Raw genomic sequence first — 24,168 nt, 5'->3', positions numbered from 1 at the left:
TGCCTGGGTTACCGGTGCGGTGACGGGTGCGGGGTACTGGTATCGGAATCTGCGTCGGCAGGTGGCTTTCCATCCCGCGGTGGAGGTTTTGTCGGGTGAGGGGTTCACGCATTTTGTCGAGGTCAGTACGCATCCTGTTCTGACCATGAACCTGCCTGACCAGGCCGTTGGTCTGGCCACCCTCCGCCGTAACGACGGTGGTCTCCACCGTCTCACCACCTCTCTGGCCGAAGCGTGGGCCAACGGCCTGCCCGTCGACTGGGACACCCATCACCCCACCACTGCCGGCCCCGTCGTTCCCGACATCCCCGACCTGCCCACCTACCCCTTCCAGCACCGCCACTACTGGATCGCCCCCGCCACCACCCCCGGCGAGCGGCCCGCATACACCGAGGTAGGGCCCGCCCCCGAGGCCGAGCAGACGTGGGGTCCCGGGCTCGCCGAGCTCGGCGAGGACGATCGCCGACGCGCGGTGACGGACATGGTGCTGAGGCAGTCGGCCACCGTGCTCCGGTACGGCTCGTCCGACGATCTCCCCGGTGACCGGCCGCTGCGCGAGATGGGGTTCGACTCACTGACGGCGATCGAGCTGCGCAACAGGATCAACGCGCTCACAGGCCTCAGCCTGCCGGCCTCCGCGGTGTTCGAGTTGGCCACGGCCAACGCTCTGGCCGAGCGGGTCTACGCGGAACTGGCCGAGCTGAACTGGGAGGTCACCGCGAGGAGTACGGCAGAGTACGCCACCGCGCTCGACTCTCCCGCCGTGTCCCCGACGGACCGGGGCGGTACTCTCCGCACCCTGTTCAGGCAGGCCGTGGACGAGGACCGGTATACCCGGTTCATCGCGGTCATGTCCGAACTGGCAGCGCTCCAGAACCAGTTCACCACAGCCGAGGAGTGCGCGGAGCCACTCGACCCGCTGCGGCTCTCCGCCCGGCACGACGATCGGCCGGGCGACGAGCACGCCACCGGGCGCGCTCTCCTCATCGGCTGCACCGGTACGGCCCCGAACGGCGGTGCGCACGAGTTCCTGCGGCTGAGCAAGCCCTTCCGCGGCGAACGGGACTTCTTCGCGCTGCCCCTGCCGGGCTACGCCGTCACAGGCACCGGTGCCGGCGCCCGGCCCGTACCTGTGCCCGCCACCCTCGAAGCGGCCCTGGACGCTCAGGCCCAGGCCGTGTTGCGGGTCCAGGCCATGGAAGGGAACGAACCGATCGTCCTGATCGGCCATTCCGGGGGAGCGCTGCTCGCCCACGCGCTCGCGAGCCGGCTGGAGGAGGTCCACGGCGTCGTACCGGCCGGAGTCGTCCTGATCGACCCGTATCCGCCCGGCCACCAAGCCCCGATCGAGGCCTGGGGCAAACTCCTGGGCGAGGGGCTGTTCGCGGGCGAACTGGAGCCGATGGCCGATTCCAAGCTGCTCGCCATGGGCAGGTACGTCGATTTCCTGACGGACCGGGCGCCGGGTCGCAGCAGCGCGCCCGTCCTTCTGGTGCGCGCGGCCGAGCCACTGGGTGAGTGGCCTGCCGACGGCGGTGACTGGCGTGCGCACTGGGACAACCCGCACAGCACTGTCGACGTTCCGGGCGATCACTTCACGATGATGCGGGACCACGCTCCCGTCATCGCACGGGAGATCGCCTCATGGCTGGACGGCATCGGGCCCTGCCGGAACACGGCTCAGGGAGGGGACCGGTGAATGGCAGACCCCCGCGGGTACAGAGCGAACAGTGGATCCGGCGCTTCCACCCGTCGCCCGACAGCTCGATAAAGCTGGTCTGTCTGCCGCACGCCGGTGGATCGGCGAGCTACTTCTTCCGCTTCTCCCAGGAGTTCCACCCGTCCGTCGAGGTGCTGGCCGTCCAGTACCCCGGACGCCAGGACCGGCTCCGCGAGCCGTTGGTGGAGAGCGTCGGGGAACTCGCCGAGTGCGTGGTCGCGGCCACCGAATCGAGCTGGAGACAAGGCCGGCTGGCCCTGTTCGGGCACAGTCTGGGCGCCTCCGTCGCCTACGAGGCGGCCCGCATTCTTGAACAGGAGTACGGGGTACGGCTCGCGGGTCTGTTCGTCTCCGGACGCCGGGCCCCCAACCGGCCACCGGACCGGATCGTGCACCACCTGGACGACGAGTGCTTCGTCGCCGAGATCCACCGCCTCAACGGAACGGACGACAAGGTCCTCGGCGACGCCGAGTTCCTGCGCATGGTGCTCCCCGCGCTGCGCAACGACTACCGGGCCGCGGAGACCTACACGTACCGGCCAGGACCGAGGCTGGAGTGTCCGGTCATGGCGCTGGCGGGCGACAGCGACCCCAGGGCGCCGCTGGTGGAGGTCGCGGAATGGCGCAAGTTCACCAACAGGCCGTTCAGCCTGCGCACCTACTCCGGTGGCCACTTCTACCTCAACGACCAGTGGCACGAAGTCTGCAACGACATTTCCGACTACCTGCTCGTCACCCGTGACGAGCCCGCGGACCAGGCCAAGGCCAAGACTCTCCCGGGAACGGTGAACCGATGGCAGAACCCGAGATGACCGGGAACGGGCCGGTCATCACCCAGCCTCCGCTGGGCCGGACCGTGTACCTGACCTCCGACAGCGAACTCGGCAACCACCTCCTGGAGACCAGGGGCCTGCAGTGGATCCACGCCGCGAACGGCGACCCGTACGCCGTCGTGCTGCGCGGCCAGCTGGACGACCCCTACCCCGAGTACGAGCGCGTCCGGGCCCTCGGCCCGCTGTCTCTCAGCGCGACCGGCAGCTGGGTCACCGCCGATCACGCGGTGGCCGCCGAGATCCTCTGCTCACCGGATTTCGGGATGTCCGCCGCCGACGGCCGTCCCGTACCGCAGCAGGTCGTCTCCTACGGCAGCGCCAATCCGCTGGAGTCCGGCGGTGCGGAGCGCCACGGGCGCGCGGCCGAGCCGGGGCCGGAGACCGTGGGCAGGCACCGCGCCCTCGTCGAGCGGATCCACCAGGAGGTGGTGGAACGCACTCTTGCCGCCGGGCCGGAGAAGGACCGCGTCGACGTGCACGGTGCCGGGCCGCACGGCTTCGAGCTCATGGCCGACTTCATCCGCCCGGCGGTGACCGCCGCGACCGCGGCCGTGCTCGGCGTACCGCAGGAGCGACGTGCGCAGTTCGGCACCTGCGTGGAGCGGCTGCGGCCGCTCCCGGACAGTCTGCTGGCCGCGCAGTCGCTGCGCACCGTACGCGCGGCCGGCGACGCGCTGGCGGAGCTGGACGCGCTGCCGGCCACCGGAGCCGGGGAAACACCCGGAGGCACAGTGGGCGACGAACACCCACCGCTGCGGGGACCGCTGTGCGCACTCGGCGTCGCCACGGCCGTCCACCTCACCGGTAACGCGGTGCTCTCGCTCCTCGCCCACCCCGATCAGTGGCGGCAGCTGTGCGCCCGCCCCGAACTCGCCGCGGCCGCGGTGGAGGAGACCCTCCGCCACGACCCGCCGGTCCAGCTGGACGCCCGGATCGCGCTGCGGGAGGTGACCCTGGCCGGTCACCGCCTGAGGCCCGGCACCCATGTCGTCGTGCTCACCGCCGGCACGGGCCGGGATCCGGCCGCCTTCACCGAACCTGAGCGATTCGACCTCACCCGCCAGGACGCCGCCCGGCACCTCGCCCTGCACGAGACCGGAGCTCACGGGCCCGTGGCACCCCTGGTCCGCCTCCAGGCGGAGGCCGCTCTGCGCGCCCTGGCCGGCCGGTTCCCCACGCTGCGCCCGGCAGGCCCCGTGCTGCGTCTGCGCCGTTCACCGGTCAGCAGGGGGCCGCTGAGCGTTCCGGTGACCGGCTGAGCCCGGGCGCCGGACCGTGCCCGTCATCCGACGACGGGCCCGTACCCCCTTACTACCTGGAAGGACGACGACGCCGTGCGCGTACTGCTGACCTCGTTCGCACATCACACGCACTACTACGGCCTCGTGCCGCTCGCCTGGGCGCTGCGCACCGCCGGACACGAGGTGCGAGTGGCCAGCCAGCCCGCCCTGATCGACACCATCACCGCCTCCGGACTGCCCGCCGTCGCCACGGGCACCGACCACCTCATCCACGAGTACCGGGAGCGGATGGCGGGCGAACCCCGTCCGAACCACCCGGCGATCGCCTTCGACGAGGCACGCGCCGAACCGCTCGACTGGGACCACGCCCTCGGTATCGAGGCCATCCTGACCCCGTACTTCTACCTGCTGGCCAACAACGATCCGATGGTCGACGACCTGGTCGCGTTCGCCCGCTCATGGCAGCCGGACCTGGTGCTGTGGGAGCCGACCACCTACGCGGGCGCCATCGCCGCCCGCGTCACCGGCGCCGCGCACGCCCGGGTGTTGTGGGGGCCCGACGTGACGGGCAGCGCGCGCCGCAAGTTCGTGGCGCTCCGCGACCAACAGCCGCCCGAGCACCGCGAGGACCCCACCAGGGAGTGGCTGACCTGGTGCCTGGACCGGCACGGCGCCACCTTCGGGGAGGAAGTGGTCACCGGCCAGTGGACCATCGACCCCACCCCGCCCAGCCTGCGGCTCGACACCGGACTGCACACCCTGGGCATGCGGTACGTCCCGTACAACGGCACCTCGGTCATCCCCGACTGGCTGCGGGAACCGCCCGAACGGCCCCGGGTCTGCCTCACCCTGGGCGTCTCGGCGCGCGAGGTGCTCGGCGGTGACGGGGTCTCGCAGGGCGACATCCTGGAGGCCCTCGCCGACCTCGACATCGAACTCATCGCCACGCTCGACTCCTCTCAGCTCGGCGATGTACGCACATACCCGGCCCACACGCGCTTCACGGACTTCGTGCCCATGCACGCGCTGCTGCCGAGTTGTTCGGCGATCATCCATCACGGTGGTGCGGGCACCTATGCCACCGCCGTCGTCAACGCGGTGCCGCAGGTGATGCTCGCCGAGCTGTGGGACGCCCCCGTCAAGGCGAAAGCCGTCGAGGACCAGGGGGTGGGGTTCTTCCTGCCCCCGGCCGAGCTCACCCCCCAGGCCGTGCGCGACGCCGTGGTCCGGGTGCTGGAGGATCCCTCGATCCCCGCCGCCGCGGAACGGCTGCGCCAGGAGACCTGCACCGACCCGACACCGGCCGGGCTGGTACCCGAGCTGGAGCGGCTCACCGAGCGACACCGCGTCCGCGGGCCGCTGCCGGCGGCATCCTCCCTTTCCACCTCCGACCGACTCCGGCGGGACACCTCCCGCGTACCGAAGTAGGGACCACATGTACGAAGTCGACCACGCCGATGTCTACGACCTGTTCTACCTCGGTCGCGGCAAGGACTACGCGGCGGAGGCGTCCAGCATCTGCCAACTGGTGCGCTCCAGGGCCCCCGAAGCGTCGTCCCTGCTGGACGTGGCCTGCGGCACCGGTACGCATCTGGAGTACTTCGCCAAGGAGTTCCCCCACACCGAGGGCCTGGAACTGTCCGAGGACATGCTCGACCACGCCCGCTCCCGGCTCCCCGACGTCCGGCTGCACCAGGGCGACATGCGCGACTTCCGCCTGGAGCGCCGCTTCGACGCCGTGGTCAGCATGTTCTCCTCCGTCGGATACCTGGGCACCACCGCCGAACTCGACGACACGCTCGCCTCGTTCGCCCGCCACCTGACGCCGGGCGGCGTGGCCGTGATCGAGCCGTGGTGGTTCCCCGAGACGTTCGCCGACGGCTGGGTCAGCGCCGACGTCGTCCGCAGGGACGGCCGAACGGTGGCCCGCGTCTCGCACTCGGTGCGCGAGGGCAAGGCGACCCGCATGGAGGTGCACTTCACCGTCGCCGAACCCGGGCGCGGCGTACGGCACTTCTCCGACGTGCACCACATCACCCTGTTCCACCGGGCGGAGTACGAGGCCGCCTTCGAGGCGGCGGGGCTGCGCGTCGAGTACCTGGAGGGCGGCCCCTCGGGGCGCGGCCTCTTCGTCGGCGTCCGCCCGTGAGTCCCCGGCCCGCGCCAGGCCGGCCCCCCGGCCGGCCCCACCGATCGCCCGTCCGGATCCCCACAGACGTCACCGAGTGGATCCGGACGGTGCCGGCAAGGAAGAAGAGAGAAGAGGAACAGTGACGTATCACCCCCGAATACGCCGGTCCGGCCGCGGCCGTCCCGGTGCCAGGACCCTGACGGTGGCCATCGTCGCCAGCCTGCTGGCGGGCAGCACCGTGGCCGCCTCCGCGTCAGCCTCCGCGCCCGGCGCGGGCGTCGAGCGGCAGGCCGGAAGCGGCCAGACGGAGCTGGCGAAGGCTCTCGTCGCGCAGATGACGCTCGACGAGAAGATCAGCTTCGTGCACTGGCGTCTGGACCCCGACCGCCAGGGTGTGGGCTACCTCCCTGGCGTACCGCGGCTGGGCATCGGCGAACTCCGCTCCGCCGACGGCCCGAACGGCATCCGGCTGGTCGGCCGCACCGCCACCGCGCTGCCCGCGCCGATCGCCTTGGCCAGCACCTTCGATGACGCCATGGCCGGCACCTACGGCGCGGTCATGGGGCGCGACGGGCGGGCACTGGGCCAGGACATGGTGCTCGGGCCCATGATGAACAACATCCGGGTCCCGCACGGCGGACGGAACTTCGAGACCTTCAGCGAGGATCCGCTGGTCTCGTCGCGCACCGCCGCCGCCCAGATCAAGGGCATCCAGAGCCAGGGCCTGATGGCCACGGCCAAGCACTTCGCGGCGAACAACCAGGAGAACAATCGTTTCTCCGTCAACGCGACCGTCGACGAGCAGACGCTCCGCGAGATCGAACTGCCCGCGTTCGAGGCCTCGTCGAAGGCCGGAGCGGCCTCGTTCATGTGTGCGTACAACGGGCTCAACGGCAAGCCCTCCTGCGGCAACGAGGACCTCCTCAACACCATCCTGCGCACCCAGTGGGGCTTCCAGGGCTGGGTGATGTCCGACTGGCAGGCCACCCACAGCACCGACGCCATCACCAAGGGACTCGATCAGGAGATGGGTGTCGACCTCCCCGGCGACATCCCGCCGGGCGCCCCCGAGCCCGAGCCCAAGTACTTCGGTGAGGCCCTGAAGCGGGCGGTCCTGGACGGCACGGTCCCGATGGCCACCCTGGACCGCTCGGTGGAACGGATCGTCGGCCAGATGGAGCGCTTCGGTCTCGTCGGCGGCACCGCTCCGGCCAGGCCCGAACGCGACCGGACCTGGGCCCATGCCGCGTCGCAGAAGATCGCCGAGAACGGCGCGGTGCTGCTGCGCAACCAGGGGAACGCACTCCCGCTCACCGGCACCGCGGGCAAGAACATCGCCGTGATCGGCCCCACCGCCACCGACCCGAAGGTCACCGGCCTGGGCAGCGCCCACGTCGTGCCGGACGCGGCCGCCGCCCCGCTGGACGCGCTGCGCGAGCGCGCGGGTGCCGATGCGAGGGTGACGTACGAGCAGGGCGAGGAGATATACGGGACCGACATCCCGGACAGCGCCCTCTCCCCGGCGTTCAACAAGGGCAGGCAACTGGAACCGGGTCAGAGCGGAACCCTGTACGAAGGCACGCTGACGGTGCCCGCCGACGGCGAGTACCGGATCGCCGTCCGCGCCACCGGCGGCTACGCCACCGTGACGCTGGACGGCCATACGATCGAGGCGGGGGCGGTTTACGGCAAGGTCAGCAGCCCGCTGCTGAAACTCACCGCGGGCACGCACAAGCTGACCATGACCGGCTTCGCCATGAGCGGTACGCCGCTCTCGGTCGACCTGGGCTGGGTGACCCCCGAGGCGTCCGAGGCGAGCATCGCCAAGGCCGTCACGGCGGCGAGGAACGCGGAGACGGCGCTCGTCTTCGCCTACGACGACGGCACCGAGGGCGTCGACCGTCCCTCGCTGTCGCTGCCCGGCACCCAGGACAAGCTGATCTCGGCGGTCGCCGAGGCCAACCCGAACACCATCGTGGTCCTGAACACCGGTTCCGCGGTGCTGATGCCGTGGCTCGACAAGACCCGGGCCGTTCTGGACATGTGGTATCCGGGCCAGGCGGGCGCCGAGGCGACCACTGCCCTGCTGTACGGCGACGTCAACCCGAGCGGGAAGCTCACCCAGAGCTTCCCCGCGCGGGAGGACCAGCACGCGGTGGCGGGCGACCCCAAGCGCTACCCCGGGGTGGACAACCAGCAGGAGTACACCGAGGGCATCTACGTCGGCTACCGCTGGTTCGACAAGGCGAACGTCCGGCCGCTGTTCCCCTTCGGGCACGGGCTGTCGTACACCTCCTTCAGGTACGGCACGCCGACCGCCGTGTCCACGCCGGACGGCGGCCTGAAGGTGTCGGTGACCATCCGCAACACCGGTCAGCGGGCCGGCCAGGAGGTCGTCCAGGCCTACCTCGGCGCCAGCCCCCACGTGACCGCGCCGCAGGCACGCAAGAAGCTGGTCGGCTACACCAAGGTCGCGCTGGACCCCGGGCAGGAGAAGCGGATCACCCTGACGGTGGACCGGCGCCAGCTCCAGTACTGGGACGCCGCGTCGCACTCCTGGAAGACCGGCACCGGAAGCCGGCTGCTCCAGGTCGGAGCGTCCTCGGCCGACCTGCGGGGAAGCACCCAGGTGACGATCGCGCAGTGAGCTCGCCCGTGAGCCGGCTGCCGGAACACCACTGAAAGGGCGGTGCCCGCCACCTCGAGAGGTGGCGGGCACCGCCTTCGTCCGTTTCGTGGTCCGGCCCGGGGAGCCGTCCGCCGGGCGAGCCCGGCTTCAGCCGGAGCGCGATGCCCAGTCGCGCACCGCGGCGACGACCTCCAGGGCCTGCGCCGGGTCCAGGTGCGGGCCGATGGGCAGGCTGAGCACCTCCCGTGCGAAGCGTTCGGCCAGGGGCAATGTTCCCTCCGGCGGGCCCTGCTGCGCGTACGCGGGGGAGAGGTGCACCGGCACCGGATAGTGCGTCAGCGTCTCGATGCCGCAGGAGGCCAGGTGCTCACGCAGCTCGTCACGGCGCGCGGTACGCACCGTGAACAGATGCCAGACCGGCTCGGTGCCCGCGGCGATGACCGGCAGGGTGAGACCGGGGACGTCGCGCAGCCCGGACAGATAGGCGTCGGCCAGCGCCGACCGACGGGCGTTCCACTCGTCCAGACACGCCAGCCGGACTCGCAGGACGGCCGCCTGGATCTCGTCCAGCCGGGAGTTGGCGCCCCGCAGCTCGTGGACGTATTTCTGCCGCGAGCCGTAGTTCCGCAACATGCGCAGCCGTTCGGCCAGTTCGGCGTCGGCGGTCACCACCGCGCCCCCGTCACCGAAGGCGCCCAGGTTCTTGCCCGGGTAGAAGCTGAAGGCCGCCACCGAGGAGGGCCCCGACCCGACGCGCCTGCCGCGATAGCGAGCCCCGTGCGCCTGCGCCGCGTCCTCCACCATGTGCAGACCGTGCCGGCGGGCGAGCTCACCGAGGGCGTCCATGTCCGCCGGATGTCCGTACAGGTGCACCGGCAGGATCGCCCGGGTACGCGACGTGATCGCCTTCTCGACCAGCAGCGGGTCCAGGGTGGGGTGGTGCTCGTGCGGCTCCACCGGCACCGGGGTCGCCCCGGTCGCCGACACCGCCAGCCAGCTGGCGATGAACGTGTGCGAGGGGACGATCACCTCGTCGCCCGGACCGACGCCCAGAGCGCACAGGGCGAGCCGCAGGGCGTCCATGCCGCTGTTGACGCCGATGCAGTGGTCCGTCTCGCAGTACGCGGCGAACTCCGCCTCGAAGGCCTCCAGCTCGGGACCCAGGAGGTACCGTCCCGAGTCGAGGACCCGTGCCACGGCGGCGTCGGTCTCCGCCCGCAGCTCGTCGTACGCCGCCGCGAGGTCGAGGAACCTCACCCGGGCCGTCATGCCGGGACCCCGGTGGTCTCGGTCCGCGCCCGCGATTTCAGCGGCTGCCACCAGTCCCGGTTCTCCCGGTACCAGCGCACGGTGCGTGCCAGTCCGTCCGCGAAGTCGATCTGAGGCCGGTAGCCGAGCTCGCGCTCGATCTTCCCGCCGTCCAGGGAGTACCGCAGGTCGTGTCCCTTGCGGTCGGCGACCGGGCGCACCCGCGACCAGTCGGCCTGGAAGAACTCCAGCAGCATGCCCGTGAGCTCGCGGTTGGTCAGTTCCCGGCCGCCCCCGATGTGGTACGTCTCGCCGGGTCTGCCGCCGGCGAGGACGAGGGCGATCCCACGGCAGTGGTCGTCGGTGTGCACCCACTCCCGCACGTTCCCTCCGTCGCCGTACAGCGGCAGCGGCGACCCGTCGAGCAGGTTCGTCACGAACAGCGGGATCAGCTTCTCGGGATGCTGGTAGGGCCCGTAGTTGTTGCAGCACCGGGTCACCCGCACGTCGAGCCCGTACGTACGGTGGTACGCGCGGGCGAGCAGGTCGGAACCGGCCTTCGAGGACGCGTAGGGGGAGTTGGGCTCCAGCGGGCAGTCCTCCGTCCAGGAGCCGGAGTCGATCGACCCGTACACCTCGTCCGTGGAGACGTGCACGACCCGTCCCACCCCGGCCTCCAGGGCGCACTGCAACAGGGTTTGTGTGCCCAGCACATTGGTACGGACGAACACGGATGCGCCCGCGATCGAGCGGTCCACGTGGCTCTCGGCCGCGAAGTGCACCACGGCGTCCACCCCGCTCAGCTCCTTGGCCAGCAGCTCGGCGTCGCAGATGTCCCCGTGTACGAAGCGCAGCCGGGGGTCCGCCTCCACCGGGGCCAGGTTGGTCCTGTTGCCCGCGTAGGTGAGGCTGTCCACGACGATCACCTCATCGGCGGGCAGATCCGGGTACGCCCCGGTGAGGAGTTGCCGCACGAAGTGCGAGCCGATGAAGCCCGCACCTCCGGTCACCAGAAGCCGCACTGCGTCCATCCTTTCGGTAGAGGGGGCTGCGGCGTCACGGGGCTCCCCGACCGGCGATCTCCACGAGGTAGGCGCCGTAGTCGGTGTGGGCCAGGCCCTGTCCCAGGTGGTGGCAGGCCTCGGCGTCGATGAAGCCCATCCGGAAGGCGATCTCCTCCAGGCCCGCGATCCACACGCCCTGCCGCTCCTCCATGACCTGCACGTACTGAGCGGCCCGGAGGAGGGAGTCGTGGGTGCCGGTGTCCAGCCAGGCGAAGCCCCGGCCGAGGTCGACCAGATGGGCCCTGCCCTGTTCCAGGTAGACGCGGTTGACGTCGGTGATCTCCAGCTCGCCGCGAGCCGAGGGCCGGATGTTCTTGGCGATGTCGACAACGTCGTTGTCGTAGAAGTAGAGGCCGGTGACGGCCAGATGGGAGCGCGGCTGCGAGGGCTTCTCCGTCAGGGCGGTCAGCCGGCCCTCGGAGTCCACCTCGGCCACGCCGTACCGTTCGGGGTCCTTGACCGGGTAGCCGAACAGCACGCAGCCGTCCAGCTTCGCCATGCTGCTCCGCAGCAGCCCGTACAGGCCCGGACCGTGGAAGACGTTGTCCCCCAGGATCAGCGCGCAGGAGTCGTCGCCGATGTGATCGGCGCCGACCAGAAGGGCGTCCGCTATTCCCGCCGGCTCCTTCTGCACGGCGTAGTCGAGCTCGATTCCCAGGTGATTGCCATTGCCGAGCAGAGAGCGGAAAAGGTCGACGTGCTGTGGCGTGGAGATGATTTGTATTTCGCGGATGCCGGCGAGCATCAGAACCGACAGCGGATAGTAGATCATCGGTTTGTTGTAGACCGGAAGGATCTGTTTTGAAATCACCGAGGTCACCGGCTGGAGCCGTGTTCCACTCCCGCCGGCCAGGACTATTCCCTTCATCCCCGGAAGTTAACAGGGGTGGGGCGCGGAATGCGGGGAGCGCCGAAGAGATAGGGGGCGTTAGGGGCCGTACAGGGGGAGTGCCCCGGCACCGGTCACCGGGGAACACGCAGGGCCCGGCCGTCCGGCCGGGCCCTGCGTGTGCGTATGCTTCGGCGCGCACGCTCAGCGCCTGCGGTTCAGTGCGTGCGGGTCGGTGCGTGGGGGTTCAGTATGAGTTCAGCGCAGGAAGCCGCGGACGTCCTCCCAGCCGTCCGCCGAGTCCCGCTCCAGCTGGTTCAGCCGCGCGGTGACGACCTGGTCGAAGCCGTCCATGAAGTACTCGTCGCCGTCGGCCGCCGCCACCTGGCCGCCCTTCTCCACGAACTCCGCCACGACCTGCTGTAGCGAGGTGCCGGGGCCCACCCGGCCCGCGATGTACCGGTCGGCGCCGGCCAGGTCGGGGAAACCCGCCTCCCGGTACAGGTAGACGTCACCGAGCAGGTCGACCTGCACCGATACCTGCGGATGCGCGGTGGGGCGCATGGTGTGGGGCCGGATGCGCAGCAGTTCGGCGTTGGCCCCGGCCCGCAGGCTGTGCAGCGCGTAGCCATAGTCGACGCTGAGGCCGGGGGTACGCGCGCGGACCCGCTCCTCGAAGGCGGCGAGGGCCTCCATGAGCTCGGTGCGCTCGGCTTCCGGCAGCCTGCCGTCCTCCCGGCCGCTGTAGTCCTCGCGGATGTTGATGAAGTCCACCGGCCGGTCGTCCCCGGACTCGTTGAGCTCGGCGATGAAGTCGACCAGGTCGAGCAGGCGCCCGGCGCGGCCCGGGAGCACGATGTAGCTGAAGCCGAGGCGTACCGGCGACCGGCGCTCGGACCGCAGTTCCTGGAAGCGCCGCAGGTTGTCGCGCACCCGGCGGAAGGCGTTGCGCTTGCCCGTGGTCTGCTCGTACTCCTCGTCGTTCAGGCCGTACAGCGAGGTGCGGACGGCGTGCAGGTCCCACAGCCCGGGCTGGCGCTCCAGGGTCCGGTCGGTGAGCGCGAAGGAGTTGGTGTAGACGGTGGGCCGCAGGCCGCGGCCCGCGGCGTGGTGCACCAGGCCGCCCAGACCCGGGTTGGTGAGGGGCTCCAGGCCGCCGGAGAAGTACATCGCGTACGGGTTGCCCTCCGGTATCTCGTCGATCACCGAGCGGAACATCTCGTTGCCCGCCTCCAGAGCGGACGGGTCGTAGCGCGCGCCGGTCACCCGGACGCAGAAGTGACAGCGGAACATGCAGGTGGGACCCGGGTAGAGACCCACGCTGTAGGGGAAGACCGGCCGCCGGGCCAGGGCCGAGTCGAAGACACCGCGCCGTTCCAGCGGCAGCACGGTGTTCTCCCAGTACTTCCCGGCAGGGCCGGTCTCGACCGCGGTGCGCAGCTCGGGCACCTCGCCGAACAGGCCGAGCAGTTGCCGGAACGCCTCCCGGTCGACCCCCAGTTCGTGGCGGGCCTCCTCCAGGGGGGTGAAGGGGTCGTTGCCGTAGCGCACGGCCAGCCTGACCAGCAGACGGGCGGTGGTGTCGGCCCGTTCGGCGGCGACGAAGCCCTCGGAGACCAGGGTCTGGCGGAGGGCGTGCGCCGCCGCCTCCAAGTCGGCTCCGGGGTACGCGCAGCTCTCGACGGAAGCGGCCTGGGAAGGTGCGGGGGCAGTCATCGGGAGCGTCCAATCATGGGCGGGGTTGCGGGCGTGGGCGGGAGGCCGGCTGCGGTGGCGGGCTCGCGGAGGCCGGTGCCATGGCCTGGTGGCGCGCGGTCAGCTCGTGACCCCGCGCCGCACACAGCCGCACGACCTCGCAGATCCGGCGGATGTCCTCGTCCGCGACCGCGGTGCCGGTCGGCAGGGCGAGCACTCGTCGGGCCAGGTGTTCGGTATGCGGCAGCGGTGCGTGCCGCAGCCGGCGGTAGGGCTCCAACTGGTGGCAGCCGGGAGAGAAGTAGGCACGCGTACCGACGCGCTCGGCGAGCAGCACGTCCCTGAGCAGATCGCGGGTGAAGCCCGTGATCTCCTCGTCGATCTCGACGATCAGGTACTGGTGGTTGTTGAGCCCGTGCTTGTCGTGCTCGGCCACCAGGACACCGGGGACGTCCTTGAGCTCCGTGCGGTACGTGGCGTGGTTGCGCCGGTTGTGCGCCATGACAGCCGGGAGGGCTTCGAGCGAGGTCAGGCCCATCGCGGCGGCGGCCTCGCTCATCTTGGCGTTGGTCCCGCCGGCCGGGCTGCCGCCGGCCAGTCCGGCGCCGAAGTTGTGCAGTGCGCGGACCCGGCCGGCCAGCTCCGCGTCGTCGGTGACGACCGCCCCGCCCTCGAAGGCGTTGACCAGTTTGGTGGCGTGGAAGCTGAAGACCTCGGCGTCGCCCAGGCTGCCCAGGGGTCTGCCGTCCACCGAGCAGCCCACGGCGTGCGCGGCGTCGAAGAACAGCGGCAGCCCGTGCGTGTCGGCGACCTTCCGCAGTGCGTCGGCCGCGCAGGGACGGCCCCACAGATGGACGCCGAGCAGTGCGGAGGTACGTGGAGTCACGGCGCCGGCGGCGCACTCCGGGTCGAGATTGCCGGTGTCCGGGTCGATGTCCGCGAAGACCGGGGTGAGGCCGAGCCACCTGACCGCGTGCGGGGTGGCGACGAAGGTCATCGACGGCATGATCACTTCACCGGCCAGGCCCGCGGCGTGCATCAGCAGCTGGAACCCCACCGTGGCGTTGCAGGTGGCCACGGCATGCCGTACGCCTGCCAGCTCGGCCACCCGCTGCTCGAACTCCTGCACCAACGGGCCGCCGTTGGACAGCCACTGGTTGTCCAGGGCCCGGCCGAGCCGCTCGAAGAGCTTCTGCCGGTCGATGTGGTTGGGCCGCCCCACTTGGAGCGGCCGGGGGAAAGCGGCAGGACCACCGAAGAACGCGAGGTCGTCTAATGCGGTTTTCACGGAAGTTCCCTCCGGGCCACCGTCACGAATCCATTCACCGCTCCGGGAAACCCGAATGAGGTCGCCGTGCTCCACCGTGACGTCATGACGTGGTGGTCGATTTCGGTGGGACTCTAATCCGCCTCCAACGGACCGACAAGAGAGCGAAGTGTGCTCTAGGTCACACCTTGTCTTGAGGTATTCCCTCGAAGGTCAACTTGTGGTGATGCTTGAAAGCCCCGGGTAATACGAGAGTTACCGGCCGAACTTCTGGGACTTCCCCGTCGAACGAGTGCCGGGCCCCGCGGGAAGTTTCGCACCGGTTCCCCTGCGCAGCCGCACCGGTTCCTCATCCGTGGCCGCCGGTTCCCCCGACAGGAGTGTGCAAGTGAAAGATCGTGAGGGTGTGGTGACGCCCGCCCCGCTGCTCGATCTGGCCGCCATGGGCCACGAGTTCCTGGCCGACCCCTATCCGACGTACGCACGGTTGCGCGCCGAGGGCCCGGTGCACCGGGTGCGCACCACGGACGGCGAGGAGGTATGGCTGGTCGTCGGCTACGAGCAGGCGCGCGCCGTGCTCACCGACCCCCGATTCAGCAAGGACTGGCGGAACTCCACGGCCTCGCTGACCGCAGCCGAGGACATGGTCAACAGCAGCATGCTGGATTCCGACCCGCCCCGGCACACACGACTGCGCAAGCTGGTGGCACGTGCCTTCACGATGCGGCGGATAGAGGGCATGCGCCCGCGTGTCCAGCAGATCGTCGACGGACTCATGGACGCCATGCTGGCCAGTCCGGACGGCCGCGCCGATCTGGTGAAGGCCCTGGCCTGGCCCCTCCCGATCACCGTGATCTGTGAACTCCTCGGCGTACCCGAGCAGGACCGCTCCGCCTTCCGCGGCTGGACCGACTCGTTCGTCTCCCCCGAGGGCCCTGGCGAGGCGGACAAGGCCCTGGCGGAGATGGCCGGCTACCTCAGCGCGCTCATCGAGGCCAAGCGCGGGGCGCCCGGCGGCGACCTGCTCAGCGCGCTGGTCCGCACCAGCGACGAGGACGGCTCCGTGCTCTCCCCCGATGAGCTGCTCAGCATGGCCTTCGTCCTGCTGATCGCCGGACACGAGACCACGGTCAACCTGATCAGCAACGGTATGCAGGCCCTGCTGCGCAACCCGGAGCAACTCGCCGCCCTGCGCGAGGACATGACACTGCTCGACGGCGCGGTGGAGGAGATGCTGCGCTACGACGGCCCGGTGGAGAGCGCGACCCTCCGGTTCCCGACCGAGCCCGTGGACCTGGGCGGGACCGTCGTCCCGGCCGGTGTCTCGGTCATGGTCGTCCTCGCCGACGCCGACCGTGATCCGGCGCGCTTCCCCGACCCGCACCGCTTCGACATCCGCCGGGACGCCCGCGGCCACGTCGCCTTCGGCTACGGCATCCACTACTGCATCGGCGCCCCGCTGGCCCGGATGGAGGCCAAGATCGCCGTCCGGGCGGTCCTGGAACGCTGCCCGGACCTCGCCCTGGACGTCGCCCCGGAGGAGCTGACCTGGTTCCCCAACATGATGATCCGCGGCACCAAGACGCTGCCCGTCCGCTGGACCCCGGCGTATGCCGCCGGCGAACCGGCGCTGACGGCCGTCGCGCAGGGAACCGCATGAACCGCGCGCGGCTGCTGCACGACATGGTGCGCATCAGGTGTGCCGAGGAGATCATCGGCGACGTATACCGTGACGAACAGGAGATGCGTACCCCCGTGCACTTCTCCATCGGCCAGGAGGCCACTGCCGTCGGGGTGTGCGCGGCGCTGCGGCGCGAGGACGTCGTCTACGGCGGCCACCGGTGTCACGCTCAGTACCTGGCGAAGGGCGGCGACCTCACCGCCATGGTCGCCGAACTGTACGGTCGGCGGACCGGCTGTGCGGCGGGCCGGGGCGGCTCGGTCCATCTCACCGATCCCGAGGCGGGGTTCGCCGCCTCGTCGGCCATCCTCGGTGAGATGATCGCGGTGGCCACCGGTGCCGCCTGGGCGTTCGCGGAAGCCGTCGGCCGGGCCGGCCGGCAGCCGGCCGGCGAGCGCCCGGACGCCGAGGGCGGGCCGCGGGTGGCGGTCACCTTCTTCGGCGACGGTGCCTCGGAGGAAGGCGTCTTCCACGAGTCGCTGAACTTCGCGGCCCTGCACCGCCTCCCGGTGATCTACGTGTGCGAGAACAACCGGTACTCCCTCTCCTCCGACCTGACCAGCCGCCAGCCGGCCGGACACAGCATCACCGAGCGCGCCCGGGGCTACGGCATCACAGCCCGGCGCCTCGACGGCAACGACGTGTTCGCCGTACACGAGGCCGCGCTGGAGGCGGTCCGCCACTGCCGCGCGGGCGACGGGCCGTACTTCCTGGAACTGGACACCTACCGCTGGCGCGAACACGTCGGGCCGAACCGGGACCACGAGCAGGGCGTCCGCCCCGCCGACGAGGTGGAGTCCTGGATGCGGCGCTGCCCTGTCCGCCGCGCCGCCGAGGCCCTGCGCGCCACCGACCCCGGCATCGACGCCCGTGTCGAGGACTGGCGGCACCGGGCACGCCGCGAGACGTACGCGGCGATCGACGCGGCGAAGGCCGCCCCGTTCCCCGACGTGGCGGACCTGCTCACCGGAACGTACGGAACCTGACGGAAAGTGACCGCGGCATGCGCAAGCTCACGTATCACCAGGCCATCAGCGAAGCGACGGTCCAGGCGATGGAGGCCGACCCTTCCATAGTGGTCGCCGGCCAGAGTGTGGATGACCACAAGGGTGTGTACGGAACCACCAGGGAGGCGTACGCCCGCTTCGGGGCCGGCCGGGTGCGTGACATCCCCAACGGCGAGAACGCCTTCGCGGGCATCGCCGTCGGCGCCGCGACCATGGGTATGCGCCCCCTGGTGGTGCACACCCGCGCCGACTTCATGTTCCTGGCCATGGACGGCATCTTCAACCTGGCCGCCAAGTGGCGCTACATGTACGGCAACCGGGGCGGCGCCCCCGTCGTCATGCGGGGCGTCGTCGGCCGTGGCTGGGGCCAGGGCGCCACCCACTCGCAGAGCCTTCAGTCCCTGTTCGGGCACTTCCCCGGCCTGTACGTCGCCACCCCCGCCTCGCCCGTGGACGCCAAGGGGCTCCTGATCAGCGCGCTGCGCTCGGACGACCCGGTCGTCCTGCTGGAGAACCGCGGTCTGTACGAGGTGACGGGCGAGGTCCCCGAGGAACCCTTCACCGTGCCCTTCGGCAAGGGCCGGATCGTCCGCCCAGGGACGGACGTCACCGTCGTCGCCTCCTCGCTGATGGTCCACGAGGCCGAGCGCGCCGCCGACCTGCTGGCGGTGAGGGGAGTGAACATCGAGGTGGTGGACGTCCGCAGCATCCGGCCACTGGACGACGCGCTGATCCTCGAATCGGTCGCCCGCACCGGACGCCTCGTGGTCGCGGACACCAGCTGGGCACGGTACGGTCTGGCCGCCGAGGTCGCGGCCGTGGTGGCGGAGCATGATCCCGGCATGCTCAAGGCCCCGGTCCGCCGGGTCGCCCTCGCCGACTGCCCGGCCCCGGTCTCCTGGCCGCTGGAGGAGGCGTTCAACCCCCAAGCCGGGGCCGTCGCCGGGGCCTGCCTGGAACTTCTCGGCCAGGCCTCCGCGGCGGCGCCGGACCTGCCCAGTGCCTTGGAGGGATTCATCGGCCCGTACTGAAGCCCTCACCGGTCCCCCGACCCCGCAGCAGCACCGCCCCGAACCGGCGCGCACCCCCTGTTCCCGATCTTCCGGAAAACTCCCCATCGGCCGGAAAGCGCATGAGCCAGTCACGTTGAGTGCCTGCCCCCTCGCGCGCCGAAGCGGCCGGACCAGCCTCCTCCGGGTTAGTTAGAGTGATCACAGGGACACCGAAGGGACCGTTACCCGAATGAGTGGGGGGTGCGCTGAAGTGGATCTGGTCGAGCGCGATGAGGAACTGGCCCGCGTGGGGGCCTTACTTGACGCGTCCGCCGCCGGTTGCGGGCCACTGGTCCTGATCTCGGGACCGGCCGGCACCGGCAAGACAGAACTCCTGCGGGAGATACGGAGACTCGCGGCCGACCGGGAAGTCACCGTGTGGACGGCCCACGCGCCGCCGCATGAGAGCAACCCGCCACTGGGCGTGCTGGGCCAGCTGCTGAGAAGCGCCGAACGGCGCGGGACCGACACCTCGGCCGTGAGCGGCCTGCTGGACGCCGCCGCACAGCGGACCGAGGCCGGGGGCTCACCGCTGCGGGCCGACGAGACGCACGCACTGCACGACTGGCTGAGAGCCGCCGCCCGCCATACGCCTCTGCTCATCGCGGTGGACGACCTGACGCAGGCCGACACCGCTTCCCTGCGGTTCCTCCAGGAATGTGCCGCCCACGCCGACCACGACGGAGTGGGCTTCGTCTTCACCGAGCGCCCCTCGCGGCGCGCCGACTACCGGGCCTTCCGCGCCGAGTTGCTGCGCCAGCCACGCTGCCTGAACATGTGGCTCGCCGGACTGCCTCCCAGCGGGGTCGAGCGCATCCTCACCGGCCACTACGGACCCGAGAACGCCAGGCGGCTGGCACCCTCGTACCACGCGGCGACCGGCGGCAATCCCTTACTCGTCCGCGCCCTCGTCCAGGACCGGCAAGCGGCCAGCATCATCACCGATTCCCTCCCACTCCTGTCAGGGGACGGGCCGGCGCCGGGGGACTCCTTCGCCCAGGCCGTCCTCGACTGTCTGCGTCGCAGCGACGACGGCACCCTGGAGATCGCCCGCTGGCTCGCTGTCCTCCAGCAGGCGGACCGCTCCCTGCTGGAGCGGCTGGCCGGTGCGAGCGCGCAGGCCGTCGAACGCAAGCTCCAGGAACTGGCCGCCATAGGTCTGCTGAGCGGCGACGGCACTCTTCGCCACCCCGCGATGGGCGAGGCCGCTCTCCAGGACCTGACGACGGCGGACCGCAACGAGATGCACCGGCGCGCCGCCGAGCAACTGCACCACGACGGGGCGGACGGCGAGACCGTGGCCCGGCACCTGCTCGCGGGCGACACCACCAGCGAGCCCTGGATGCTGCCCCTGCTCGAACGCAGCGCCCAGCAGGCCCTGTTCGACGACCGTCTCGAGGACGCCTTCCGGTTCCTGGAACTCGCCGTGCGCTCGAGCACCGACAACGGTCAGCTGACCCGCCTCGTGCCGCACCTGGTGGCGGCCTCCTGGCGGATGGACCCGGACACGACCACGCGGGCGCTCGCCCTCTTCGACGGGCTGCTCAACAGCGACATGGTCCCGAGCCACCCCGCGCTGGCCCTGATCCGCTGTCTGGTCTGGTACGGGCGGCTGCCGGAGGCCGCCGAGGCACTGTCCAAACTCCGCGCAGGCAACGACGCCGAGGACATCGAACTGCGCATGACCCGCATGTGGCTCGCGGGCCTGTGCCCCCCGCTGCTCGAGTCGCTCCCGCCCGAGCCCGAGGCGACGGGCAGCGGGCCGGTCCCGGTACGGCTCGTCGCACGCCTCACCGCGCTCCAGGCGCAGTCCAGGGTGCTTCAGCACGGTCCCGATCAGGCATCCGTCTCCCAGGCCGAACAAATCCTCCAGGGCAGCAGGCTGTCGGAGGAGACATACGAGGCGGTGGAAGCGGCCCTGCTCACCCTCGTCTACGCCGACCGCCTCGACCGCGCCCTCGTCTGGGCGGACGGCCTGCTGGCCAGTGCCGCGGAACGGCGGTCCCCGGGCTGGGAGGCGGTCTTCGCCTCCGTCCGCGCCGTGATCGCGTACCGCTGCGGAGACCTTCCCACCGCACGGGAGCGGGCCGAATTCGCGCTGTCCCACGCGCAGCCGGAGAGCTGGGGGCTGACCGTGGGCATGCCACTCTCGGTACTGCTGCTCGCCTGCACCGAGGCGGGCACGTACGAACAGGCGGAACGGGTACTGAGGCAGCCCGTGCCGGACACCATGTTCGAGTCCCGCCCCGGCATGGAATACATGCACGCACGAGGCCGCTACTGGCTGGCGACGGGACGGTTGCACGCGGCGCTCGGGGAGTTCATGCTCTGCGGCGAGGTGCTGGGCAGCTGGCACCTGGACCAGCCCGCGATCGTTCCCTGGCGGACCTCCGCCGCCGAGGTCTACCTCCGGCTCGGCAACCGCCAGAAGGCCCGGGCGCTGGCCGAGGCCCAGCTCGCCCTGCTCCGGCCCGGGCGCTCCCGCACCCAGGGCCTGACGCTCCGCGTGCTGGCCGCCGCGGTGGGCGGACAACAGGCGGAACGTTTCCTCGCCGAGGCCGTCGACATACTGCACGAGAGCGGCGACCGGCTGGAGCACGCCCGTGCGCTGGCCGCGATGAGCCGCCACCAACAGGCCCAGGGGGATAACGACCGGGCGAGAATGACCGCGCGGCTGGCCAGCGACATGGCCTGGGCCTGCGGGGCGTACCCGCTGGCCGAGGAGAGCCTGCCCGGCCTCGGCCAGCACAAGGTCAAGGCCGTGCCGCCCGATCTGGAGCTGCCCGGCGGGGGAGCCGTCGCCCTGCTGTCGGACTCCGAGCGCAGGGTCGCCGCACTGGCGGTGCGAGGTCTGACCAACCGGCAGATAGCGCGTCGGCTGTGCGTCACGGTGAGCACGGTCGAGCAGCATCTCACCCGTGTCTACCGGAAGTTGAATGTGACCCGGCGGGCGGATCTCCCGGTGAGCCTCGCGCAGGACCAGTCCGACACCGCGTGACCGGCCGGGGCCCGGCGGCCGGTCAGGGTCCTCGGGTCCCGCCGGCCGGACTGCCGGCAGGCGCGGCTGACTCCACCAGGACAGGTGGGCCTGCTCCTGCGGGCCGGTGTGGCGGCCTCGGTTCCACGTGACACCGAAGCCCGGGCCTTCCAGGCCACCATGCGCCACGCCCGCCTGGAGCCGGAGGCCCACAAGGCCGTTCCCGGAGCACGGGAGCGGCTGAGAACGCCGGTGACCGCAGCCGCGGTCCTGCTCCACTGGACGGGATGTGCGGGGACGGCCGGACACGGCGGGGCGGGCTGCGTTCGACCCGGCCTGGTCTCGCGTCCGGAGCCCCCTGTCTGGCGGCACGGGGCGCTACGCCGCGGACCGAGAAAGCTTCCGAACGCGGCCACCCGCCCGCCGCCGCGCCCTCGGACGGCCCCGATGCGCGGAAGCCGCGGTCCACCGTGAGGCGACCCTACTGATCGCGGTCCTCAGGGAGCCGCCGGGAAGCGGTGCGGACGGGAACGCCTCAGGGCCTGGCAGGCGTCGATCCCGCGCTGGACTCCCGCTCGCCAGATCTCACCGGTGGTGGTGACGCGGGCGGCGAGCAGGCGGTATGTCTCCAGGGCGCACTCGTGCCCGGCAGGCGCCCGGTGGTGACGCGATACGCCCCGCGGGTGCCGGTCCCGCCAGTCCAGGAGGGCGGCGAGGGCGTCGGCCGACGTGTGCCAGCACGCGGCCCGGACCTGGTGCACCAGATCGGCCGGAAGCCGCAACGACAGCTTCTCGGGAAAGCCTCCGTCCGGTGAACCGGGCCACCGCCCCGGGCCGCGGGCCTCTTCCGGGTAGTCCGGCCAGGAGTGGTCCCACCCCCGCGCTTGCAGTTCCCGCCGCACACCGAGGGTCACCAACCGGTCCGCGGAGTCCAGGAGCTCTCCGCGTTCACGGGCCCGGGACACCTCACGGCGCCGCGTGGCGCGCACGGCCGCGGCTTCACGGGGGCCGAGGCCGGCCAGGTCCCACCGCTCGTCGTCGGCGAGCTCCCGGTACCGGCACTTCTCGTCGCTCAGCAGCTGACGAATCCTCACCCGAGTGCCGTACGGCAAACGCACCGTCACAGGGACAGTTCCCTCTCCACGCACAGGGCTCATTATGGCGCACTTAGCTTGCAATTTATTGATGACCAAGGCGGGTGCGCCGGGCGGACGTTGCTACGAGATGCCGACTCCTCGCGGCGCGGTGACGATATAGAAGCGGCCGTCCTTCCGGGCGCCGCGAGGTCCACAGGAAAGCGAGGACGGAGAGATGACGAGACCTCCTCTGGTCGTGCGGGAGCGGACGGAGCTTCTGCTCGATGAAGACGCGCGGGCACAGTGGCAAGAGCTGGAAAACGACCCGCAGCTGCGACTGGCCGAGCTGCGGAGCGCCAGTGCGGCGTCCGTGGAGTTCGACGCGCCGGTGACAATCGAGAGTGCCTTCGGCCTGGTTTATGAGGCCGACTTCGAGCGCCCGGTGACCGATCCGGACAGCGGGCAGAGCGTGTCGCAGTATTCCGCGCGCATGCTGTTCGCCGGTCTGTCGAGTCCCGACGAGAGGCCGATGGGTCTCATATTCGCCGACGCCTCTCCCTATCCCGCGGCGGAGGCCACCGCCTCGGGGCGGGGGAGGAAGGTGCGGTCCCTTGTCGTACCCGAGGGAGGGGACTGGCAGCTCGCCGAGGAGAGCGTTCTCGACGAGAGCGGGAACCTCGTGGACGCGGACGGCTTCTGGGACGCGTTCAGGAGCTGTATCGGCGGCTGCGGCACCACCTGCCTGGCCTCGCTGGGAGGGTGCCTCCCCCTGGGCGCCCTGCCCGCGATCGTCGCGTGCCTCGCGGCCACCTGCGGGTACTGCGCGGCCAAGTGCGCGGCCTGCGTGGCGTGCGACTGCGGATGGCTCTGCAGACCCATCGTCGGCTGCTGTCACCAGTGACACGGGAGGCCGTGACGTGAAAGCCGTCGTCCACTGGCTGGCCGTGCCGGTCGTACAGCGGGCGGAAAGCGACAGACCGCCCGTGCTGAAGTACGAGGCACCCGAGGGGGTCGTCGTCCGCGACCGTGGGACCGCGTACGTCGGGACCATCGACGAGGAGGCCGCCCAGCGACTCCTCGCACACCCGGATGTCGAGATCCTGAGCGCGGAGGAAAAGCGGCGCGTCGAACTCGTTCCGGGGATGCCCGTGCCCTGGGAAAGCCTCGAACGTCAGATCCTTTCTCTCGGCACCGACCATTGGCGCAGAGGAGTGATCGGCCTGGGCGACGTGGTATCCGCCCTTACGCGCCGAGCACGCATTCCCGAGTGCGGAGGCTGTGCCCGGCGGCGGAAGGGACTCAACCGGATCACCGTGTGGGGCTGGTGGCGCAACCGAAAGCTCCGCTTCCAGCCCGAAGGGTGACCTTTTCGAGCGGCGCCTCGCTGAGAAAGGGCGAGGCGCCACTCTCTCACACTGGTGAAGGAGTACCACCATGACCTCCGACTACGAAGCGCAGATTCCCGCCGACACAGTCATGACCCTTGAAGAAGGGATCGCGCTCAAGGAACGGACCGCGACTTTGGAGGACGCGAGCCGGTGGCGCTGGATGGGCAATTACGCCGATGCGGTCACCGCCGCCGCGGTCGCGAACCAGAACCCGCCCCAGGGAGCTGGAGAAGCCGTGTTCTCCGTCAACAACAGCGGCCAGATCGCCACGTGGCTTTTCTTCTAGCCGCGACGCCCGGAAAGTGACGAGCCCCGCCGGTGTCGAGTCCA

The 24,168-nt window shown here is 70.9% G+C and carries 19 protein-coding genes; 13 read left to right on the top strand and 6 right to left on the bottom strand.

What is annotated here, in order from left to right; genetic code table 11:
• Positions 1-145: 145 nt before the first annotated feature.
• From AB0L74_RS21590 to AB0L74_RS21565, 6 genes are all read left to right on the top strand, one after another.
• Positions 146-1,699: a thioesterase domain-containing protein gene (locus AB0L74_RS21590; protein WP_365654559.1), complete on the top strand. Its 1,554-nt coding sequence runs from the start codon at positions 146-148 to the stop codon at positions 1,697-1,699.
• Positions 1,696-2,532 (top strand): alpha/beta fold hydrolase, encoded by an 837-nt coding sequence (locus tag AB0L74_RS21585; RefSeq protein WP_365654557.1) that lies wholly within the window; start codon positions 1,696-1,698, stop codon positions 2,530-2,532. The genes AB0L74_RS21590 and AB0L74_RS21585 overlap by 4 nt, the downstream gene beginning before the upstream one ends.
• Complete coding sequence (locus AB0L74_RS21580; RefSeq protein WP_365654554.1) at positions 2,514-3,812, top strand: P450-derived glycosyltransferase activator; 1,299 nt, start codon at positions 2,514-2,516, stop codon at positions 3,810-3,812. Before AB0L74_RS21585 ends, AB0L74_RS21580 begins: the two co-directional genes overlap by 19 nt.
• Before the next feature lie 75 nt (positions 3,813-3,887).
• Positions 3,888-5,222 carry an activator-dependent family glycosyltransferase gene (locus AB0L74_RS21575; protein ID WP_365654551.1) on the top strand — a complete coding sequence of 445 codons (1,335 nt, stop codon included), beginning with the start codon at positions 3,888-3,890 and terminating at the stop codon, positions 5,220-5,222.
• Positions 5,223-5,229: 7 nt separating this feature from the next.
• Positions 5,230-5,943, top strand: coding sequence for a class I SAM-dependent methyltransferase (locus AB0L74_RS21570; RefSeq protein WP_365654548.1), 714 nt, complete (start codon positions 5,230-5,232; stop codon positions 5,941-5,943).
• A 184-nt stretch (positions 5,944-6,127) separates the two neighbouring features.
• On the top strand, positions 6,128-8,572 hold the full coding sequence (locus AB0L74_RS21565) for a glycoside hydrolase family 3 C-terminal domain-containing protein (protein WP_365654545.1): 2,445 nt from the start codon (positions 6,128-6,130) through the stop codon (positions 8,570-8,572).
• Between the two features lie 129 nt (positions 8,573-8,701).
• Here AB0L74_RS21565 and AB0L74_RS21560 read toward each other — a convergent pair whose 3' ends face one another.
• The 5 genes from AB0L74_RS21560 to AB0L74_RS21540 form a co-directional block, all read right to left on the bottom strand.
• The gene (locus AB0L74_RS21560) at positions 8,702-9,874 is read right to left on the bottom strand and encodes a DegT/DnrJ/EryC1/StrS family aminotransferase (protein WP_365654542.1); all 1,173 of its coding nucleotides are present in this window, start codon (positions 9,872-9,874) and stop codon (positions 8,702-8,704) included.
• Positions 9,820-10,824: a dTDP-glucose 4,6-dehydratase gene (gene rfbB / locus AB0L74_RS21555; protein ID WP_365654540.1), complete on the bottom strand. Its 1,005-nt coding sequence runs from the start codon at positions 10,822-10,824 to the stop codon at positions 9,820-9,822. Before rfbB ends, AB0L74_RS21560 begins: the two co-directional genes overlap by 55 nt.
• Positions 10,825-10,858: 34 nt before the next feature.
• Positions 10,859-11,734 carry a glucose-1-phosphate thymidylyltransferase RfbA gene (gene rfbA, locus AB0L74_RS21550; protein WP_365654537.1) on the bottom strand — a complete coding sequence of 292 codons (876 nt, stop codon included), beginning with the start codon at positions 11,732-11,734 and terminating at the stop codon, positions 10,859-10,861.
• A gap of 219 nt (positions 11,735-11,953) precedes the next feature.
• Positions 11,954-13,411, bottom strand: coding sequence for a dTDP-4-amino-4,6-dideoxy-D-glucose ammonia-lyase (gene desII, locus AB0L74_RS21545; RefSeq protein ID WP_365654533.1), 1,458 nt, complete (start codon positions 13,409-13,411; stop codon positions 11,954-11,956).
• A gap of 13 nt (positions 13,412-13,424) precedes the next feature.
• A complete protein-coding gene (locus AB0L74_RS21540; protein WP_365654530.1) occupies positions 13,425-14,678 on the bottom strand; it encodes a dTDP-4-dehydro-6-deoxyglucose aminotransferase in 1,254 nt (417 codons plus the stop codon).
• Positions 14,679-15,099: 421 nt separating this feature from the next.
• Between AB0L74_RS21540 and AB0L74_RS21535 the strand changes: the two genes are divergently transcribed.
• The 4 genes from AB0L74_RS21535 (at position 15,100) to AB0L74_RS21520 (ending at position 21,395) form a co-directional block, all read left to right on the top strand.
• On the top strand, positions 15,100-16,317 hold the full coding sequence (locus AB0L74_RS21535; RefSeq protein ID WP_365654577.1) for a cytochrome P450: 1,218 nt from the start codon (positions 15,100-15,102) through the stop codon (positions 16,315-16,317).
• Positions 16,314-17,324 (top strand): thiamine pyrophosphate-dependent dehydrogenase E1 component subunit alpha, encoded by a 1,011-nt coding sequence (locus AB0L74_RS21530; RefSeq protein WP_365654527.1) that lies wholly within the window; start codon positions 16,314-16,316, stop codon positions 17,322-17,324. The genes AB0L74_RS21535 and AB0L74_RS21530 overlap by 4 nt, the downstream gene beginning before the upstream one ends.
• A 17-nt stretch (positions 17,325-17,341) precedes the next feature.
• Positions 17,342-18,376 (top strand): transketolase C-terminal domain-containing protein, encoded by a 1,035-nt coding sequence (locus AB0L74_RS21525; RefSeq protein ID WP_365654524.1) that lies wholly within the window; start codon positions 17,342-17,344, stop codon positions 18,374-18,376.
• A 232-nt stretch (positions 18,377-18,608) separates the two neighbouring features.
• Entirely contained in the window at positions 18,609-21,395 is a 2,787-nt protein-coding gene (locus AB0L74_RS21520; RefSeq protein WP_365654521.1) for an AAA family ATPase, read from the top strand.
• Positions 21,396-21,871: 476 nt separating this feature from the next.
• Here the strand turns inward: AB0L74_RS21520 and AB0L74_RS21515 are convergent, their stop codons facing one another.
• Entirely contained in the window at positions 21,872-22,468 is a 597-nt protein-coding gene (locus tag AB0L74_RS21515; protein WP_365654518.1) for a hypothetical protein, read from the bottom strand.
• A gap of 217 nt (positions 22,469-22,685) precedes the next feature.
• Here AB0L74_RS21515 and AB0L74_RS21510 point away from each other — a divergent pair, with 217 nt between their 5' ends.
• The 3 genes from AB0L74_RS21510 (at position 22,686) to AB0L74_RS21500 (ending at position 24,124) form a co-directional block, all read left to right on the top strand.
• Positions 22,686-23,351, top strand: coding sequence for a hypothetical protein (locus tag AB0L74_RS21510; protein WP_365654515.1), 666 nt, complete (start codon positions 22,686-22,688; stop codon positions 23,349-23,351).
• A 16-nt stretch (positions 23,352-23,367) separates the two neighbouring features.
• A complete protein-coding gene (locus tag AB0L74_RS21505) occupies positions 23,368-23,814 on the top strand; it encodes a hypothetical protein (protein WP_365654513.1) in 447 nt (148 codons plus the stop codon).
• A 70-nt stretch (positions 23,815-23,884) separates the two neighbouring features.
• Positions 23,885-24,124 carry a hypothetical protein gene (locus tag AB0L74_RS21500; RefSeq protein ID WP_365654510.1) on the top strand — a complete coding sequence of 80 codons (240 nt, stop codon included), beginning with the start codon at positions 23,885-23,887 and terminating at the stop codon, positions 24,122-24,124.
• Positions 24,125-24,168: the final 44 nt, after the last annotated feature.

The organism is Streptomyces sp. NPDC052020, from assembly GCF_040680575.1.
In the GTDB taxonomy this organism is placed as follows: Bacteria; Actinomycetota; Actinomycetes; order Streptomycetales; family Streptomycetaceae; genus Streptomyces.
Note: the sequence above shows the minus strand (reverse complement) of the source record. Positions and strands in the feature narration are given on the sequence as shown.